This is a genomic window from Streptosporangium subroseum, assembly GCF_900188345.1.
Lineage (GTDB): Bacteria > Actinomycetota > Actinomycetes > Streptosporangiales > Streptosporangiaceae > Streptosporangium > Streptosporangium subroseum.
This window is the reverse complement of the sequence record NZ_FZOD01000036.1, coordinates 76,830-94,006: the sequence shown is the minus strand read 5'-3', so window position 1 is coordinate 94,006 and position 17,177 is coordinate 76,830. Positions and strand designations below refer to the sequence as shown.

Below are 17,177 nucleotides of genomic sequence, written 5' to 3'. Positions count from 1 at the left end.
TGACCCGGAGGCCACCACCTCCAGCGGCGCCAAGCAGCTCGGCACCACCGTCAGCGGCTCCAACGACCTGGTCACCGGACGACTGGCGGGCGCGGCCGCCGGCGACTACGACCTCGACGGCGGCACAACCAGCGTCCGCTCACCCGCGATCACCCTGCCGAGCGGAACGCTGAATTTGTCGTTCTCCTGGTATCTCGCGCACGGCTCCAACGCCTCCAGCGCCGACTTCCTGCGGGTGAAGGTCGTCGGTTCCACCACCACCCAGGTGTTCCAGCAGCTCGGCGCGGCCGCCAACCGCAACGGCGCCTGGGCCACGGCCACGGCCAACCTCTCCGCCTTCGCCGGGCAGAGTGTCCGCATCCTGATCGAGGCCGGTGACGCCTCCGGCGCCTCCCTGGTCGAGGCCGGAGTGGACGACGTCAAGATCACTCGATAGCCGGTACAGGCTCCCGCCTCCGCTCACGAGGCGGGAGCCGTACTCGGAAGATCAGCGCGTGAAGGAGAAGGGGACCGTTCCGTACTCGCCCAGATGAGCGCGTACAGGTCCTCGCTCGGCGGCCTCAACCGAATGACCGAGTTACGGTCGCCCTGTCCCTCCGCTAGCCTCGCCTAGTCACGCACGTGCTGGTATGGAAGGTGCTTAAGTTGATCGGCTGGTTCGAAGCAGTGGTCCTCGGGCTCGTACAGGGATTGACGGAGTTCCTGCCGATCTCCTCCAGTGCCCATATCAGGGTCGTGTCGGCCCTCGCGGGCTGGCCCGACCCCGGAGCCGCGTTCACCGCGGTGATCCAGCTCGGCACCGAGGCCGCGGTGGTGATCTACTTCCGCAAGGAGCTCTGGGAGATCATCTCCACCTGGGTCCGGGCCCTGTGGACGCCCGACCTTCGCAGCCACCACGCCGCCCGGATGGGCTGGTACGTGATCATCGGCACCATCCCGATCGTCGTCCTCGGCCTGGTCTTCAAGGACTCCATCGAGAACGCCTTCCGCGACCTTCGCCTGATCGGCGCCACCCTGATCGTCTTCGGTCTGGTCCTCGGATTCGCCGACCGCACCGCCCGCAACAAGCTCACGCTGCAGAAGAACCTCAGCTTCACCCACGCGCTGGTCTACGGCTTCGCCCAGTCGCTCGCCCTGATCCCCGGCGTCTCCCGCTCCGGCGGCACGATCAGCGCCGGCCTGCTGCTGGACTACCGCCGGGAGGAGGCCGCGAAGTACTCCTTCCTGCTGGCCATCCCGGCCGTGCTGGGCGCCGGCTTCCTGGAGCTGGCCAAGATCGGCGATGGCGCCGCCCCCGCCTGGGGCCCGACGATCCTGGCCACCGTGATCTCGTTCATCGTGGGTTACCTGGCGGTCTCGTGGTTCCTGAAGTACATCAGCAGCCACCGCTTCACCGGCTTCGTGATCTACCGGATCGCCCTGGGCATCTTCATCATCGCCCTCGTGAGCTTCGGCGTCCTGACCCCCAACGCCTAGACCCCCGCTCTCTCCAGCCTCGGAGACTTTGGATCGTTGCCCCCGTCCGAAAAGGGTGAGCCGCTGTGCAGCGGCTCACCCTTTGTGATCTGGACAGCACGCTCATCGATCGCCTTGACGCCGTAAGCTGCTTACCTTGATCACGTAGAGAAAACCGGAGCCGAAAACGATTCTGCCCAAGATCGACACAGTCACGCCGGGCGATCAAGGGCCGGGATCCGGCTGAAACGGAGGGTCTACGCGTCGCCGGAAATCAGGCCGACCAGACACGAGACGCCGGTGCCACCGAGACCATGATGGTCATGGGGATCCTTCGGATACTTGACTCTCGCCTCTGGGCGGGTGAGTGGGCTCCTGAAAATTCGGCAGATCTGCCGCAATACCTGCGGCTAATCTGCCACAGACCTCACGGCAGAACTGCCATAGATGCTTCGGTAAATCTGCCACTCAGTTAACCGTTGACATATACCAAATCCACCGCTTCCGCCCCATGGCAAGGCCTTCGGCGAAGGTCTCAACGCCATCGGGCCACTCCTCAGTCACGGCCAGGCCGCCTGACAGGAATCCCGCCCGAACGGATCACCTGGCTTGACGCTGGTGTCTACCGGGGCATAGAGCCGTTCAGTCTGGAGTTTTCAGTTTGGACGCTTACGCCGACGAGGCGGCTTGGCAAGATCACGACAACGAGCCACTAGATCATCGATTTCAGGCAGGTTCGGGTCCGCGCCTCCGTCGTCACAGCAGGGGGGTTTGGTACGTTCACCTGCCGGTGGTGTGTCCAGCCCGCATACCTCCCACAGAGAGGTGTAGACATCGTGCGTCCGGTTGCGCTCATCATGAGGTCCCAGCATCAGCACCCATACCTGACCCGGCTCTTTGAAGGCAACCACGACGCGCATGGCGCCTCTCAAATGCTTGACGCACAACCGGTTCACTGGGATCTCCCCCATGAGTCGATATCCGAGGGCCGCGCAACCTCGCGCTTCCAGATCACCGACAAAGGCAATGAATGCCCTGAGATCCGCTCCGCAAGGTCTCAGCGTGCTTCTCCGCGAGAACCGAGAGATAGACCTCAGTCTTCACCGGCGGTCAGCTCCGAATTCTTGGAACTCCACTCTGCCTTGATCTCCCGCCATGGACGGCCCTCGCCCTGTTCCATCTGCCGAAGACCGTCGGTCAGCTGATCGTTCTCCAGAAGCTCCCGGTCCTGCAGGCGCTGCCAGATTGCCTCGACCAGATTCCGGGTGCGACCGGCCCGGCGCAGATCCTGGACGAGTGTTGCCACGGCGTACAGGCGCTCGGCCTCAAGCATCAGACGGGGTCTTCCCTTGACCGAGGCGAGCAGCCCTTCCTTGGCCCACGCACGAACCGTCTTCTCGTCAACGCCGAGAATCTTCGATGCGATCGTCGCCCGCACCGGCTCGGCGTGAGCGAGTAGATCCTGGACGACCTCTCGGACAGTGTCACGAGTGCCGGTCTCATGCGTGCTGGCAGCCACTCCGTCCAGCCGTTGTGCCTGCTCGAACAGGACCAGCGCCGCCCGCTCCTCGATCTCTTTCCTACGAGGAGCCTGCGTCGTGCCACCCGTCACGTGATCACTTCGCGGCGGGAGCGTCCGATGCTTTCGCTTCTTAGCCGCTCCTGCCGAAGACTTCCGGGGCCTGACATCAGCCATGAGGATGATCCTCCTTCCCCTTTCATGCTACTCCCTGATTCGGCCCCAAATCCGGGAGTCAGGCTTTGATCTTTCGTCAAGATGGGTCGCGTGGCCTGACGCTGGTGCTACCGGTATTGCGGCGTCCGGTTTCACCGGCGAGGCTCGCCTCGCTCTATCGCTCCCGACAGGTATCGGCGGGCTTCTCTCCAGGCTGCCGTGGCATCGAATCGTTCGGCGCTCCAGGTAGTCGATCTCAGCCGCCCCCGCCCTCGGTACCTGCGCATGATGTCCACGTGTACGGGCCAGGCCACGAACCGGTGGAGAGCTTCCTCGCTCTCCCAGACCGATACCGAGCCGCACCTCAGCCGGTGGGGTTCGGACCACAGCCACATGCCGACCGCCCCGTCCAGCCGCGGCCATTCACGGCGCAGCCGGAGTCCGGCCTGGAAGATCCCCGGCAGGTCCAGCAGCCTGCTCGCGGTGAAGTCGGTGACGCTGACCAGCACCGCGCCTCGCTCGCCGGTGGTCGGCCCCTGTTTCCAGTCGGTTCTCAGCACGGCGGCGTCCACCGGGGAGAGCGGCCGAGAAAGCCGAGAAGGCGCTGGAAGTCAGGGGCGTCCGCGGGCACCTCGACGCGGGTGTCGAACGCGGCACCGGGGCCGCGCGTCTCGGGCGCGTCAGGCCAGCGCGACGCGATCTTCAGCGCCGTGGCCGCGAGCTCGTCGTCCGGCTCGTACGGCACGCCGATGGCCGCGGCGACGTCCCACCCGTGCACGAGGAAGTCCACGGCGTGCAGGCTCAGCGCGATCCACCCCGGGAAGACCCCGAACTCGCGCACTTCCATGTCGCGGTCGAGAGCGTCATCGGGCGCGAACGCCGAGGTGACGAGTTCCGCCGACGTCTCGTACGCGCGATACGGATCGTCCCCCAGCCGGCCGCCGTCCCAGACCGTGCGAGGCGCCGAGCCGTTCCCCATCGCTGCGGCGAAGCCCTCGTTCTCGCTCACCAGGTGCCGGAGCAGACCGCGAAGCGTCCAGTCCCCGCAGGGGGTGGGACGATCGAGATGATCGGCCTTCACGTGGGCGATGGTCGCACCGGCGATCTGGAGCGACCGCCGGTCGATGTCCCGGATATCCAAAGCTCCCCCTTGAATCGTTCGTTCTCCACGATCGTAGAAAAGGGCAGAGGACCACCGTAAGATCCAAAATTGACGATTCGCACCGGACCAATTTAGATTCGACACGATGGATTTCCATGTGAGTCTGAACGGGCGCAACGACCTCTCCGGGCAGATCTACCGGCAGATACGGGCCGCGATCCTCGATGGCCGGCTGCGCTCGGGGGAGAGACTCCCGCCCACACGCGAGCTGGCACGGCGTCTTGAGGTCTCCCGCAACACCGTCGGAGTCGTCTACGACCGGCTGACCGGTGAGGGCTTCCTGGACAGCAAGGTCGGCGCGGGGACCTATGTGTGCGAGCTCGCCGGCAGGAACACGACGGTGCGCGAGTTCGCCGGCAACGAGGGCGAGCACCAGGCGAGTGGTGCCGCCACGGACGACCCCCGTCAGCGGAAGCCCTCCTCCAGGCAGGCCCTGCGCCCTCGTCCCGGCTGGGATGACATCCCCGCGCCGCCCGCGCCGACGGCCGAACCGGCGTACGACTTCCGGGCAGGCATACCGGACGCCCGCCTGTTCCCCTTCGAGAGCTGGCGCCGCCTCATGTCCCGGGAGCTGCGGCCCTCGGCCGTACGAGCCGCGATGTACGGCGAGCCCGCGGGTCACGCCGGGTTACGCGCCGCGATCGCCCATCACCTCGAAATCTCCCGGGCCGTACAGGCCGACGCGGACGACATCGTCATCACGAACGGGACGCAGCAGGCGATCGACCTCATCGGACGCGTGCTGCTGGAGCCGGGCGACTGCGTGGCCGTCGAGGAACCGGGCTACCCGCCCCCTCGGCTGCTGCTCCAATCCCTGGGCGCACGCGTGGTTCCCGTACCCGTCGACGCCGAAGGCCTGGTCGTGGACGCGATCCCGGACGAGGCCCGGCTGGTGTACGTCTCCCCGTCCCACCAGTTCCCGCTGGGCATGCCGATGTCGCTGTCACGGCGGATCGCGCTGCTTTCCTGGGCGGAACGACGTGGTGCCGCAGTGATCGAAGACGACTATGACAGCGAGTTCCGCCTCGGTGGACGTCCCCTCGAAACCCTGAAAAGTCTCGACACAGGTGAGCGCGTTCTCTATGTCGGCACCTTCTCCAAGACGATGCTGCCGACACTGCGCCTCGGCTTCCTGCTCACCCCGCCCTCTCTGCGGCGGGCGTTGCGGGCGGCGAAGTACGTCTCCGACTGGCACGCCTCGCTCCCCGCACAGGTGGCGCTCGCCCATTTCATCGACGAGGGCCTCTTCGCCCGGCACATCCGCAAGATGCGCAACGAATACCAGGCCAGGCACCGGCGCATCATCGAACTGCTCGCCCAACCGGACGGGTGGTTGCGCCCGATTCCCTCCGCGACAGGAATCCACCTGAGCGCGCTTTTCCCGGATGCGGGGACACCCGAGGCGCCGGACATGAGGGCGCTGATCCAGCGATCCCGTGCGGTGGGCGTCGCCGTCTACCCGCTGTCGCGTTTCTACGCGGGCGAACCCGACCGGGCCGGACTGGTCCTCGGTTACGGAGCGATCCCCCTGGAGCGAATCGACGAGGGCCTGCGACTGCTCCGCCACGGCCTGGGTTAAAACTCCCGAGCGACCGTGGTCGCGCCGAAGGCCTCTTCCGTACTTGGCTACTCCGGCCTGGATGGCCCCTGCCCGGCACGAGCTCCACTCGGATGGGCCACCCGGCTTGACGCCGGTGCCACTTGCCTCGCAGTAGCCGCCGATTCACATAGACGAAGCATGTGGCGTAAGTCGTCCTTCCTGGTCGGCACCGCGGTTATGGAAGACCCCTGATCAGTCCTCACCGAGTTCCTGTCGGAGGCACTGGAAGCCGCTGTCGAACGCGGTGTCGTCCGGCCGTTCGGCAGGGAAACACCGGGCTCAGTATTCGTCGCGTACTTTCAGCCAGCTCATGGTCGGGTCCTGCGGCCAGCCCTCCGGTGAGTCCTCCCAGACCTCCTGCCGGCCGTACGGGGTCAGATCCAGCAGGTTGAAGTCCAGCCTGAGCCGGTCCACCCCGCGGCCGTTGGTGAAGTAGGTGCGGAAGAACTCCTCGCCGTCGCGCAGCAGCACACTCAGCCCGAAGCCTCCGCCCAGGCCGAGGTCGTCGTTGAAGTCGCTGCCGTGGGAGGAGTACCAGGGCACGGTCCAGCCCATCCGCCGCCGGATCCGGTCGATCTCCTCCTGCGGCGCGCGGGCCATGAGGATCAGCGTGGTGTCCCGGGCGTTGAGGTGCGACTGGTCGGCGATGTTGTCGGTGAAGGAGGCGCAGCCCCCGCAGAGCCAGTCCTGGCCCGGCTCCAGCATGAAGTGGTAGACGACCAGCTGGCGGCGGCCCTGGAACAGGTCCGCGAGTCCGACCGTCGTGCGGTCCGGCGCGGTGAACCGATAGTCCTTGTCCAGCCGGACCATCGGCATCCTGCGCCGCTCTGCGGCCAGCGCGTCCAGTGCGCGGGTGTGTTCCTTCTCCTTCACCAGCAGCGCCTCCCGCGCGGCCTGCCACTCCTGCGCCGAGACGACCTGGGGACGGTTCATGGTGCAATCCCTCCGATACGTTCCCTTAGGGAACTGACAGGGAAACGCTAACAGGCGACCATTCCCTGAGGGAACCCTCTCGCTTAAACTGGACCCATGCAGCGAACCCGGTTCGGCGACATGGCCTGCTCGATCGCCCGCACGATGGATGTCATCGGCGAGCCGTGGTCGCCGCTGATCCTGCGCAACATCTACGTCGGCATCACCCGCTTCGAGCAGATCCAGCAGGGCTTGGGCATCTCACGCAAGGTGCTCGCCGAGCGGCTCAGGTGGCTGGTCGAGAACGGCGTGCTGGAGCGGCAGGAGTATTCGAGCCGGCCTCCGCGCCACGAGTACACGCTCACCGTCAAGGGTCTGGAGCTCTGCGACCTGCTGCTGGTGATGGTGCGCTGGGGTGACCGGTGGACGGCGGGCGAGGCCGGTCCACCGGTGCTCTACCGGCACCACGCCTGCGGCGAGATCAGCCACGTAGAGCTGCACTGCTCGGTGTGCGACCAGCCGATGCACGCCACCGACGTCGACGTGCTGCCCGGCCCCGGAGCGGAGGCCGAGGAGACCTCCGCCCGAACATCACCCTGACGGGCACCGTCGCCGTCCTGCCGGTCGCCGAACTCGGGGAGACTGGTCGGGTGCGTTCCGCCTGGTACGACCTGCCCGTCCGTCATGTCCTGCCCGAGCTGACCGAGGCTCTGGACCGGCGTGGCATCGCCGTGCTCACCGCCCCTCCGGGCACCGGCAAGACCACCCTCGTCCCGCTCGCGCTGGCCGGACTCCTCGACGGGTCCGCGCCGAAGCGGGTGATCGTGGCCGAGCCCCGGCGGATGGCCGTACGAGCCGCGGCGAAGCGGATGGCCTGGCTGCTGGAGTCGAAGGTGGGCGACGAGGTCGGGTTCTCGATCCGCGGCGAGCGCAGGGTCGGCGCGAAGACCCTCATCGAGGTCGTCACCACCGGTGTCCTCCTCCAGCGGCTCCAGCGTGATCCCGAGCTCGACGGCGTGGACGTGGTCCTGCTGGACGAATGCCACGAACGCCATCTGGACGCCGACACCGCCCTGGCCTTCCTCCTCGACGTCCGCGCCACCCTCCGTCCCGACCTGCGGATCATCGCCACCTCCGCCACCGCCGACGCCGCCCCCTGGGCCCGCCTCCTCGGCTCCGGCGAAGCCGCTCCCCAGACTCGCCGGCCGGATTCCGCCGCCACCGTGTCTCCGGCCCACCCGATCGACTCGGCCGACACCTCGCCCCAGATGCGCCGACCGGATTCCGGCGCGCCGAGTGACCTCCAGCCCGTGGACGAGTCCGGCCGTCCGAATGCCCTCTCGCCCGTGGACGACCCCGACGGCCCGGCGCCGATCGTGCACGCCTCCGGCACCATGCACCCGGTCACGCCCATTTGGGCGCCACCCACCAGACCCGTCACCCCTCCTCACGGCCTGCGGGTGGACCCGGCCTTTCTGTCTCACGTCGCCGACCTCGTACGGCGTGCGCTGGCCGAGCACGAGGGGGACGTGCTGTGCTTCCTGCCGGGGGTCGGCGAGATCGGCCGGGTGGCCGCGATGCTTTCCGGCGTCGAGGTCCTCCAGGTCCACGGCCAGGCTCCGGCTCACGTCCAGGACGCGGTCCTGTCTCCCTCCGCGGGGCGGAGAGTGGTGCTCGCCACCTCGGTCGCCGAGTCGAGCCTGACCGTGCCGGGCGTCCGGATCGTGGTCGACTCGGGGCTCGCCCGCGAGCCCCGCACCGACCACGCCCGCGGCCTCGGCTCGCTGACCACCGTCCGCGCGTCCAAGGCCTCGGCCACCCAGCGCGCCGGGCGAGCAGGTCGCGAGGCGCCGGGCATGGTGTATCGATGCTGGTCACAGGCCGAGCACGACCGCCTTCCCGAACACGCCCAGCCCGAGATCGCCCTCGCCGACCTGACCGGCTTCGCCCTGCAGGCCGCCTGCTGGGGCGACCCCGCCGCCACCGGCCTGGCCCTGCTCGACCCGCCTCCGCCCGCCGCGATGGACGCCGCCCAGCGGACCCTGTACGCCCTGGGCGCCCTCGGCTCGCCCGACGGCTCCCCCTCCCCGGACATCGCGTACTCCTCAGGCCCCCCGCCCTCCCCGGACACCGCGCGTTCTTCGGCCTCCCCCGGCCCACGCTCTTCAGGCGCCCGGTACGGCCGGATCACCGCCCGGGGCCGCCGGATGGCCGGCGTCGGAGTCCATCCCCGCCTTGCCCGGGCCCTGATCGACGTCGGCCCCCGGGCCGCCGAGGTCGTGGCGTTGCTGTCGGAGCAACTCCCCAGGGACGCGAGCGACGACCTGGTCGCGGTCTGGCGGTCCGCCCGGCAGGGCGGTGGCAGCGGTGGCGGTGGATTCTCCGCCCGGTGGCGCCAGGAGACGGAACGACTGGCCCGGGCCGTTCCCCGTAACGACCGGCAGAGCTCTCCCGGCGAGAACCGGCGGGGAGCCCCCGGCGACGGCGTCTCCGTGCCGCCCGGCTGGGGCGCGGGATCGGGGCCGAGTGACGACGCCGTGGCCGGGTTGGTCGTGGCGCTGGCCTACCCCGAACGGGTGGCCCGGCGCAGGGGCGGGTCGTACCTGATGGCGTCGGGAACCGCCGCCGAGCTGCCGGGGGGCTCGCGGCTGGGGACGGCGGAGTGGCTGGCCGTGGCGGTCGCGGATCGCCCGACCGGAGCCGCGTCCGCCCGCGTCAGGCAGGCGGTGGTGATCGACGAGGAGATCGCCAGGTTCGCCGCCGCCCCTCTCCACAGCAGCGGGCAGGAGGTCGGCTGGCGAGTCCCGCCGGGTGAACGACGCGGTGACGTCTCGGCGCGCCGAGTGGAACGGCTGGGCGCGATCGAGCTGTCCGCCTCCCGGCTTCGCGACGCCGACGTCCGCCCCGCCATCCTGGACGGCCTGCGCAGCGAGGGTCTGTCGATCCTGCGCTGGACGCCCGAGGCCGTCGCCCTGCGCGAACGCCTGGCCTTCTGTCACCGGACACTCGGCGACCCGTGGCCCGCGACGGACGACGGCGCGCTGATCGACGCCGCCGACCGGTGGCTGGAGCCGGAGCTGTCCCGCGCCCACCGCCGCTCCGACCTGGAGCGTCTCAACGTGACCTCCGCCCTGCACCGCCTGGTCCCGTGGAGTGTCCGCCTGGCGGACACCGCCCCCGAACGGATCGAGGTGCCGAGCGGGTCGCGGATCAGGATCGACTACTCCGGCGACCAGCCGGTCCTGGCGGCCAAGCTCCAGGAGCTGTTCGGCTGGGCCGAGGCCCCTCGCATCGCCGGGGTCCCCCTGGTGATCCACCTGCTCTCTCCCGCGGGCCGTCCGGCGGCCGTCACCGCCGACCTGGCCTCCTTCTGGCGCGAGGGCTACCGCGCGGTCCGCGCCGAACTCCGCGGCCGCTATCCCCGGCATCCCTGGCCGGAGGATCCCCTGTCCGCCGTCGCCACCCGCCGCATCAACCCCCGCCGCTGACTCCCGGCACCCCGCCCAGCCTTCTCCCCGGCATTCCCGCACGTCCTCTCCCGGCGTCCCGGCGCGGCGCCGTCCCTTACGCCCCCCTCGGCACCCCGCCCTTCTCCCCCCGACATTCCTGCACGCCCTCTCCCCCGGCACCTGTCAGGACTTTTCATCTCCCACCCCGACAAAGCACCATTTCTCCGAAATTTCATCGAATCCTCTCCCAGCACTGGGCGGCATGGCCGACCGCGCGCTATCGTAGTGATATCACTTCGATATCAAGGGCAGGGACTCATGGAACGACGTGCTTTCCGTACGAGTGGATTCGCCGTCCTGGCCGGGCTCGTGCTGCTCGGAGCCGTTCTGGCCGTGGTCACCACGTCGATGGGGACAACGGCGCAGACCGCCGCCGCAGTCGCGTGGATCGTCATCACGCTGTTCGTGTTCACCGGATTCGCGGTGATCAACCCGAACGAGGCGAGGGTCGTCCAGTTCCTCGGACGCTACGTCGGGTCGGTGGACCGGGCGGGCTTCCAGTGGCTGCTGCCGTTCACCAGCAAGCAGTCGATCTCCCTGCGGGTGCGCAACTTCGAGACGGCCAAGCTCAAGGTGAACGACGCCGACGGCAACCCCGTGGAGATCGCGGCGGTCGTCGTCTACAAGGTGATCGACACCGCCAAGGCCGCGTTCTCCGTGGACCACTACGAGCAGTACGTGGCGATCCAGTCCGAGGCCGCGGTCAGGCACCTGGCCACCACCCACCCCTACGACGCCCACGACGAGGGCCGCACCAGCCTGCGCGACGGCGCCGAGGTGGCCGCCGAGCTCACCGTCGAGCTGAGCGACCGCACCACGCTGGCCGGGGTGGAGGTGCTGGAGGCGCGGATCACCCACCTCGCCTACGCGCCGGAGATCGCCCAGGCGATGCTGGTCCGACAGCAGGCCACCCAGGTCGTCGCGGCGCGCACACAGATCGTCGCCGGTGCGGTAGGCATGGTCCAGCTCGCACTGACCCGGCTGCGTGAGGAGAACGTGGTGGAGCTCGACGAGGAGCGCAAAGCCCAGATGGTGTCCAACCTCCTGGTCGTCCTGTGCGGGGACCGGGCGACCCAGCCGGTGATCAACACCGGCAGCCTGTATGGCTGAGCGGAAGAAGATCCTGCTCAGGCTCGACCCCGCCGTCTACGAGGCGGTCGCCAAGTGGGCGGCCGACGACCTGAGGAGCGTCAACGCGCAGCTGGAGTACGCGCTGCGCCTGGCGCTCAGGGGCGCGGGCCGCGACCCCCGACAGGTCGAGCGCGATAACGCGGACGAGCCGGACAAGTCATCTGATTGAGACGTGGGGAGCTTCCCCTTCCGCATTTGCCGGACCACACTCGGTTCATGTCGTGGGTTGGAGTGTCCGCAGCGGAAATCGCGGAGGCCGTGCGACGGGGGAAGGTCACCGCGCCCGTGGTCGTCGAGGAGCACCTCGACGCGATCGCCGTGCGCGACGGGCGTATCGGGGCCTTCCGCAAGGTCCGCGTCGAGCAGGCACTGGCCGAGGCGCGGGCCGTACAGGGCCGGGAGGACCTGGCCCGGCTGCCGCTCGCCGGGGTGCCGATCGCGATCAAGGACAACGTCGCGATCCGGGGCGAGGCGTCGCGCAACGGCTCCGCGGCGACGCCGGACGCGCCGGCGGCCGAGGACCATCCGGTGGTGGCCAGGCTCAGGGCGGCGGGCGCCGTGGTCGTCGGAATCACCAACGTGCCGGAGCTCTGCCTGGCCGGATTCTCCGACAGCGTGTACGGCACGGCGCGCAACCCATGGGACCTCGGGCGCACTTCGGGCGGGTCGTCCGGTGGGAGCGCGGCGGCCGTGGCCGCGGGGATGGTGCCGCTGGCCCACGGCAACGACGCGCTCGGCTCGCTGCGCATCCCCGCCGCCTGCTGCGGGGTCGTCTCGATCAAGCCCGGCCAGGACGTGGTCCCGCCACCCGAGCACGACTGGTTCGGGATGGCGGAGAACGGCCCGCTGGCCACGACCGTGGCCGACCTCGCCCTGGCCCTGGCCGTCATGGCGGGAGACATGTCCCTGGCGAAGCCCGGCGAGATCGAGTCCCTCGGGGTGGGCAGCGCGATCGACGACTACCCCGGCGGCCTGGTCCCCTCGGAGCCGATGAAGCTGCGGATCGCGGTGGCGCCGATGCCGCTGCCGCCCGGATTCACGGTGGACGCCGAGTTCCAGAAGGCGGTGATCCAGGCGGCGGACGCCTTCGGCGCCGCGGGACACACCATGGTGGACCAGGGTGAGCGGCTGCCCACGTGGCTGGGCACCGCCACGGTCGCCACCTGGTTCGCGTGCGCGAGGAAAAACGGGGCGGGGCTCAATCCGCGCAAGCTGGAACGCCGGACCAGGTCCCTCGCGAAGGCCGGCCGGCGGCTCGCCAGGCTCGGGATGGACGGCGCGGCGGGCCGCGACCGCTGGCGCGCCTACGGAGCCGACCAGTGGTTCGGCAACGCCGACGTGCTCATCACCCCGACGCTCGCCGCCCTCCCCCCGGCCGCGGAGCGCTGGGGCCGCCGCGGGCTCCTGGCGAACGTCCGCGTCAACCTGACGTACGCCCCGGTGACCGGAGCCTGGAACATGGCAGGCTGGCCCGCCATGAGCATCCCGTACGGCCGGCACTCCAGCGGCCTGCCCATCGGTGTCCAGCTCATCGCCGCCCCGGGGGGTGAGTCACAGCTCCTGGCCCTCGCCGGACAGCTGGAGGCCGCCCAGCCCTGGCTCCGCCACGCCCCGCTCGGCTGAAACACCCCGAATTGGTTAGACCCCGCTGCTCCTCGCCTCGGCCGGAATCGGCGCCACCCCCATCCTGTCGATGGTCGAGCATCTCGCGACCACCGGTTCCACCCGCCCGGTCACCGTGATCCACGCCGACCGCGCCCCGGCCGACCACGCCCACCGGGAGGAGCTCAAGCAGCTGGTCGACGACCTGCCCGAAGCCACCCTGCACCGGTGGTACGAGACGCCGTGCGAGTGCGCCTGCTCACCGGCGCCCAACGTCGGCACCGTCGACCTGACCCGGATCGATCTGCCCGACCGGCTGGTGGCCTACCTCTGCGGGCCGCTGCCGTTCATGCGCGGCGTCCGCTCCCAGCTGCTCCGTCGCGGCGTGCCCGCCTCCGACATCCACTACGAGGTGTTCGGCCCCGACCTCTGGCTCGGAAGGGACTGACCGCGCGAAGGCTCCGCCGTACCGGCACCGGCGATCCGCACGCCGGTGCCGGTCGAGACGAACAGGCACCGGCGATCCGCACGCCGACACCGGTCGAGACGAACAGGCACCGGCGTTTCGTACGCCGGTGCCTGGTGGAGCGGTCAGGCCCCGGCGGTTCACACGCCGGTGCCGGTGGGAACGGTCAGGCGCCGGTGGGGTGCCAGACGGTCTTGGTCTCCAGGAAGGCCGTCAGGCGCCTGGTGCCGGGGTCGGCGGACCAGTCGGCCCCGGTGGGACGGAAGACCCGCTTGAGGTTCTCCGCCGCCGCCTCCTCGCACGTGATCGCCAGGTTCTCGTCGCCGACCCCGGTGAGGTCGAGGGCGTTGACGTCCATGTGCGCGGCCAGCCAGGGGGCGATCTCCTTCACCGAACCGGTGAGGATGTTGACCACCCCGGCGGGCAGGTCGGAGGTGGCCAGCACCTCGGCCAGGGTGATCGACGGCAGGGGCGCCCGCTCGCTGGCGATCACGACGCAGGTGTTGCCCGTGACGATCACGGGGGCGATCACCGAGATGAGCCCGAGCAGCGGCTCGTCGGGGGCGACCACCGCGACCACGCCGGTCGGCTCCGGCGAGGAGATGTTGAAGTACGGCCCGGCGACCGGGTTGGTGGACCCGGTAACCGCGGCGATCTTGTCCGCCCAGCCCGCGTACCAGACCAGCCGGTCGACGGCCGCGTCCACGACCTCGCCGGCCTTCTTCGTCCCGCTCTCCGACAGCTCCGCGACGAACTGGGCCCTGCGGCTCTCCAGCATCTCGGCGACGCGGTAGAGGATCTGCCCCCGGTTGTACGGGGTCGCGCCGGACCAGCCTCCGAACGCCTTGCGCGCGGCGGTCACCGCGTCGCGGGCGTCCTTGCGGGAGGCCTTGGACGCGTTGGCCAGGAAGTCGCCCTTGGAGGAGGTCACGACGTAGGACCTTCCGCTCTCCGAACGCGGGAACGCCCCGCCGATGTACAGCTTGTACGTCTTGCGCACGGCCAGCCGTACGGAATCACGGCTCTGAGCACGCTCTCCCGGACCTTCGGCGGCCAGTTCCGCGCTCGCTCGCGCCCGGCTCGGCCTCTCCGTCTTACTCATTTCCCGGCCCTCTCCACATGCTTTCCTGCTCTGCCAGCCGTGCCGGAACGAAGATCTGACCGCAACGGCTCACGCCGCACCGGTGGGCGAACCAGCCCCGCAGCCTCGGGCGCCCGGCGCGGGCGAAGTCGTGGCCTCGCGTGCTCTGGGCGCGGCGGTCGCGGCGTCTGGCCCTGCCGGAACCGTGATGGTCACACATCGAGATACGCCTCCAAACCGTGCAGCCCGCCCTCACGCCCGTACCCGGACTCCTTGTAGCCACCGAACGGGGAGGTGGGGTCGAACTTGTTGAAGGTGTTGGCCCACACGACGCCGGCGCGGAGCTTGCTCGCCACCCACAGGATGCGCGAGCCCTTCTCCGTCCACACGCCCGCCGACAGGCCGAACGGGGTGTTGTTGGCCTTCTCCACCGCCTCGGCCGGCGTACGGAACGTCAGCACGGACAGGACCGGACCGAAGACCTCCTCGCGGGCGATGCGGTGCGACTGGGCGACCCCGGTGAAGATGGTCGGCGGGAACCAGAAGCCCTTGTCCGGCAGCGAGCACGCCGGCGACCACCGCTCGGCCCCCTCGGCCTCGCCGGCGTCCGACAGCTCCCGGATCCTGGCGAGCTGGGCGGCGGAGTTGATCGCACCGATGTCGGTGTTCTTGTCCAGGGGGTCGCCCAGGCGGAGCGTGCCGAGCCGCCGCTTCAGCGCCTCCAGCAGTTCCGTCGCGATCGACTCCTGGACCAGGAGCCGGGAGCCCGCGCAGCAGACATGGCCCTGGTTGAAGAAGATCCCGTTGACGATGCCCTCGACGGCCTGGTCGAGCGCGGCGTCCTCGAAGACGATGTTGGCGGCCTTGCCGCCGAGCTCCAGGGTGACCTTCTTGCCCGATCCGGCGACCGACCGGGCGATCTGCCGGCCGACCTCGGTGGAGCCGGTGAAGGCGACCTTGTTGACGTCGGGGTGGTTCACCAGGGCCGCGCCGGTCTCACCCGCGCCGGTCACGATGTTGACCACGCCGGGCGGCAGGTCGGCCTGCCGGCAGATCTCCGCGAAGGCCAGCGCGGTCAGCGGGGTGGTCTCGGCCGGCTTGAGGACGACCGTGTTTCCACACGCCAGCGCGGGGGCGATCTTCCATGCGAGCATGAGCAGCGGGAAGTTCCAGGGGATGACCTGACCGGCCACGCCGAGCGGACGCGGGTCGGCGCCGTATCCGGCGTATCCGAGCTTGTCGGCCCAGCCCGCGTAGTAGAAGAAGTGCGCCGCCACCAGGGGGAGGTCCACGTCGCGGGACTCGCGGATCGGCTTGCCGTTGTCCAGGGACTCCAGCACGGCCAGCTCGCGCGAGCGCTCCTGGATGATGCGCGCGATCCGGAAGATGTATTTGGCCCGCTCGGATCCGGGCATCGCCGACCAGGTGCCGAACGCCTTGCGCGCGGCCCGAACGGCTCGGTCCACGTCCTCCTCGGACGCCGTGGCCACCTCGGCCAGGACCTCCTCGGAGGCGGGGTTGATCGTTTTGAAGGACTTTCCCGTCCCGTCGGCGAACTCTCCGTCGATGAACAGACCGTAGGACGGCTGGATGTCGACGACGTCGCGGGACTCGGGGGCCGGTGCGTATTCGAACATCGCTCAGTCCAGGGTGAAGTAGTCGGGGCCCGCGTACCTGCCGGTGGCCATCTTCTGGCGCTGCATCAGCAGGTCGTTGAGCAGGGTGGACGCGCCGAGACGGAACCAGTCGGGGCTCAGCCAGCCCTCGCCGACCGTCTCGTTGACCAGGACGAGCATCTTGACGGCGTCCTTGGTGGTCCGGATGCCGCCCGCGGGCTTCACCCCGACCTTGCGGCCCGTCGTGGCGAGGAAGTCGCGGACCGCCTCCAGCATGATCAGCGTCACCGGGAGGGTCGCGGCGGGCTGGACCTTGCCCGTGGAGGTCTTGATGAAGTCGCCGCCGGCCAGCATGGCCAGCCAGGACGCACGCCGTACGTTGTCGTAGGTGGAGAGTTCGCCGGTCTCCAGGATCACCTTCAGGTGCGCGGCGCCGCACGCGGCCTTGATCGCGACGATCTCCTCGAAGACCTTGACGTAGTCGCCCGCGAGGAACGCGCCCCGGTCGATGACCATGTCGATCTCGTCGGCCCCTGCCGCCACCGCGAACGCGGTCTCGGTGGTCTTGACGTCGAGGGAGGAACGACCGCTCGGGAAGGACGTCGCGACGCTGGCCACCTTGACGCCGGACCCCTTCAGGGCGTCCACCGCCTGAGCCACCAGGTCGGGGTAGACGCACACCGCGGCCACCTTGGGCACGGAGGGATCGCCCGGGTCGGGGTGAACGGCCTTGGCGCACATCGCACGGACCTTGCCCGGCGTGTCGGCGCCCTCAAGGGTCGTCAGGTCCACCATGCGGATGGCCAGGTCGATGGCCTCCGCCTTGGCGGTTGTCTTGATCGATCGGGTTCCGAGCATCGCGGCCCGCTGGTCGGCGCCCACGCGGTCGACACCGGGCAGGCCATGCAGGAAGGTCCGCAGCGTGACGTTGGACGAAGCCACGTCGGCGAGCGAAGTAGTCATAGTTG

Annotated in this window: 16 protein-coding genes; 9 read left to right on the top strand and 7 right to left on the bottom strand. The window is 69.5% G+C overall.

Features of this window, described 5'->3' with window-relative positions; translation table 11 throughout:
• On the top strand, positions 1-436 hold a 436-nt coding region (locus CHC08_RS29635), incomplete at its 5' end, for a choice-of-anchor J domain-containing protein (protein ID WP_179282281.1).
• A 200-nt stretch (positions 437-636) separates the two neighbouring features.
• Positions 637-1,476 (top strand): undecaprenyl-diphosphate phosphatase, encoded by an 840-nt coding sequence (locus CHC08_RS29630; RefSeq protein ID WP_204358620.1) that lies wholly within the window; start codon positions 637-639, stop codon positions 1,474-1,476.
• Between the two features lie 1,072 nt (positions 1,477-2,548).
• Here CHC08_RS29630 and CHC08_RS29625 read toward each other — a convergent pair.
• From CHC08_RS29625 to CHC08_RS29615, 3 genes are all read right to left on the bottom strand, one after another.
• Positions 2,549-3,067, bottom strand: coding sequence for a hypothetical protein (locus CHC08_RS29625; RefSeq protein ID WP_089210659.1), 519 nt, complete (start codon positions 3,065-3,067; stop codon positions 2,549-2,551).
• 215 nt (positions 3,068-3,282) lie between these two features.
• Positions 3,283-3,690 (bottom strand): hypothetical protein, encoded by a 408-nt coding sequence (locus CHC08_RS29620; protein WP_089210658.1) that lies wholly within the window; start codon positions 3,688-3,690, stop codon positions 3,283-3,285.
• Positions 3,684-4,271, bottom strand: coding sequence for a TIGR03086 family metal-binding protein (locus tag CHC08_RS29615; protein WP_089210657.1), 588 nt, complete (start codon positions 4,269-4,271; stop codon positions 3,684-3,686). Before CHC08_RS29615 ends, CHC08_RS29620 begins: the two co-directional genes overlap by 7 nt.
• Positions 4,272-4,377: 106 nt before the next feature.
• Between CHC08_RS29615 and pdxR the strand changes: the two genes are divergently transcribed.
• Complete coding sequence (pdxR, locus tag CHC08_RS29610) at positions 4,378-5,871, top strand: MocR-like pyridoxine biosynthesis transcription factor PdxR (RefSeq protein ID WP_089210656.1); 1,494 nt, start codon at positions 4,378-4,380, stop codon at positions 5,869-5,871.
• A 300-nt stretch (positions 5,872-6,171) separates the two neighbouring features.
• Here pdxR and CHC08_RS29605 read toward each other — a convergent pair whose 3' ends face one another.
• Positions 6,172-6,825 carry a DUF899 domain-containing protein gene (locus CHC08_RS29605; protein WP_089210655.1) on the bottom strand — a complete coding sequence of 218 codons (654 nt, stop codon included), beginning with the start codon at positions 6,823-6,825 and terminating at the stop codon, positions 6,172-6,174.
• A 96-nt stretch (positions 6,826-6,921) separates the two neighbouring features.
• On the opposite strand from CHC08_RS29605, the gene CHC08_RS29600 reads away from it, so the two are divergent.
• From CHC08_RS29600 to CHC08_RS29575, 6 genes are all read left to right on the top strand, one after another.
• Positions 6,922-7,404 carry a winged helix-turn-helix transcriptional regulator gene (locus tag CHC08_RS29600; protein ID WP_089210654.1) on the top strand — a complete coding sequence of 161 codons (483 nt, stop codon included), beginning with the start codon at positions 6,922-6,924 and terminating at the stop codon, positions 7,402-7,404.
• Positions 7,405-7,454: 50 nt separating this feature from the next.
• Positions 7,455-10,292 (top strand): ATP-dependent RNA helicase, encoded by a 2,838-nt coding sequence (locus CHC08_RS29595; RefSeq protein WP_089210653.1) that lies wholly within the window; start codon positions 7,455-7,457, stop codon positions 10,290-10,292.
• Between the two features lie 279 nt (positions 10,293-10,571).
• Positions 10,572-11,423, top strand: coding sequence for an SPFH domain-containing protein (locus CHC08_RS29590; RefSeq protein WP_089210652.1), 852 nt, complete (start codon positions 10,572-10,574; stop codon positions 11,421-11,423).
• Positions 11,416-11,613, top strand: a complete 198-nt coding sequence (locus tag CHC08_RS29585) for a type II toxin-antitoxin system antitoxin (RefSeq protein WP_089210651.1) — start codon at positions 11,416-11,418, stop codon at positions 11,611-11,613. Before CHC08_RS29590 ends, CHC08_RS29585 begins: the two co-directional genes overlap by 8 nt.
• 62 nt (positions 11,614-11,675) lie before the next feature.
• Positions 11,676-13,067, top strand: coding sequence for an amidase (locus CHC08_RS29580; protein ID WP_245878635.1), 1,392 nt, complete (start codon positions 11,676-11,678; stop codon positions 13,065-13,067).
• 25 nt (positions 13,068-13,092) lie between these two features.
• Complete coding sequence (locus CHC08_RS29575) at positions 13,093-13,494, top strand: ferredoxin reductase domain-containing protein (RefSeq protein ID WP_338055703.1); 402 nt, start codon at positions 13,093-13,095, stop codon at positions 13,492-13,494.
• Positions 13,495-13,678: 184 nt separating this feature from the next.
• Here CHC08_RS29575 and CHC08_RS29570 read toward each other — a convergent pair whose 3' ends face one another.
• From CHC08_RS29570 to deoC, 3 genes are all read right to left on the bottom strand, one after another.
• The gene (locus tag CHC08_RS29570) at positions 13,679-14,614 is read right to left on the bottom strand and encodes an aldehyde dehydrogenase family protein (protein WP_245878633.1); all 936 of its coding nucleotides are present in this window, start codon (positions 14,612-14,614) and stop codon (positions 13,679-13,681) included.
• 191 nt (positions 14,615-14,805) lie between these two features.
• Positions 14,806-16,230, bottom strand: a complete 1,425-nt coding sequence (locus CHC08_RS29565; protein WP_089210650.1) for an aldehyde dehydrogenase family protein — start codon at positions 16,228-16,230, stop codon at positions 14,806-14,808.
• Between the two features lie 3 nt (positions 16,231-16,233).
• Positions 16,234-17,172 (bottom strand): deoxyribose-phosphate aldolase, encoded by a 939-nt coding sequence (gene deoC / locus CHC08_RS29560; RefSeq protein ID WP_089210649.1) that lies wholly within the window; start codon positions 17,170-17,172, stop codon positions 16,234-16,236.
• Between the last annotated feature and the right edge of the window lie 5 nt (positions 17,173-17,177).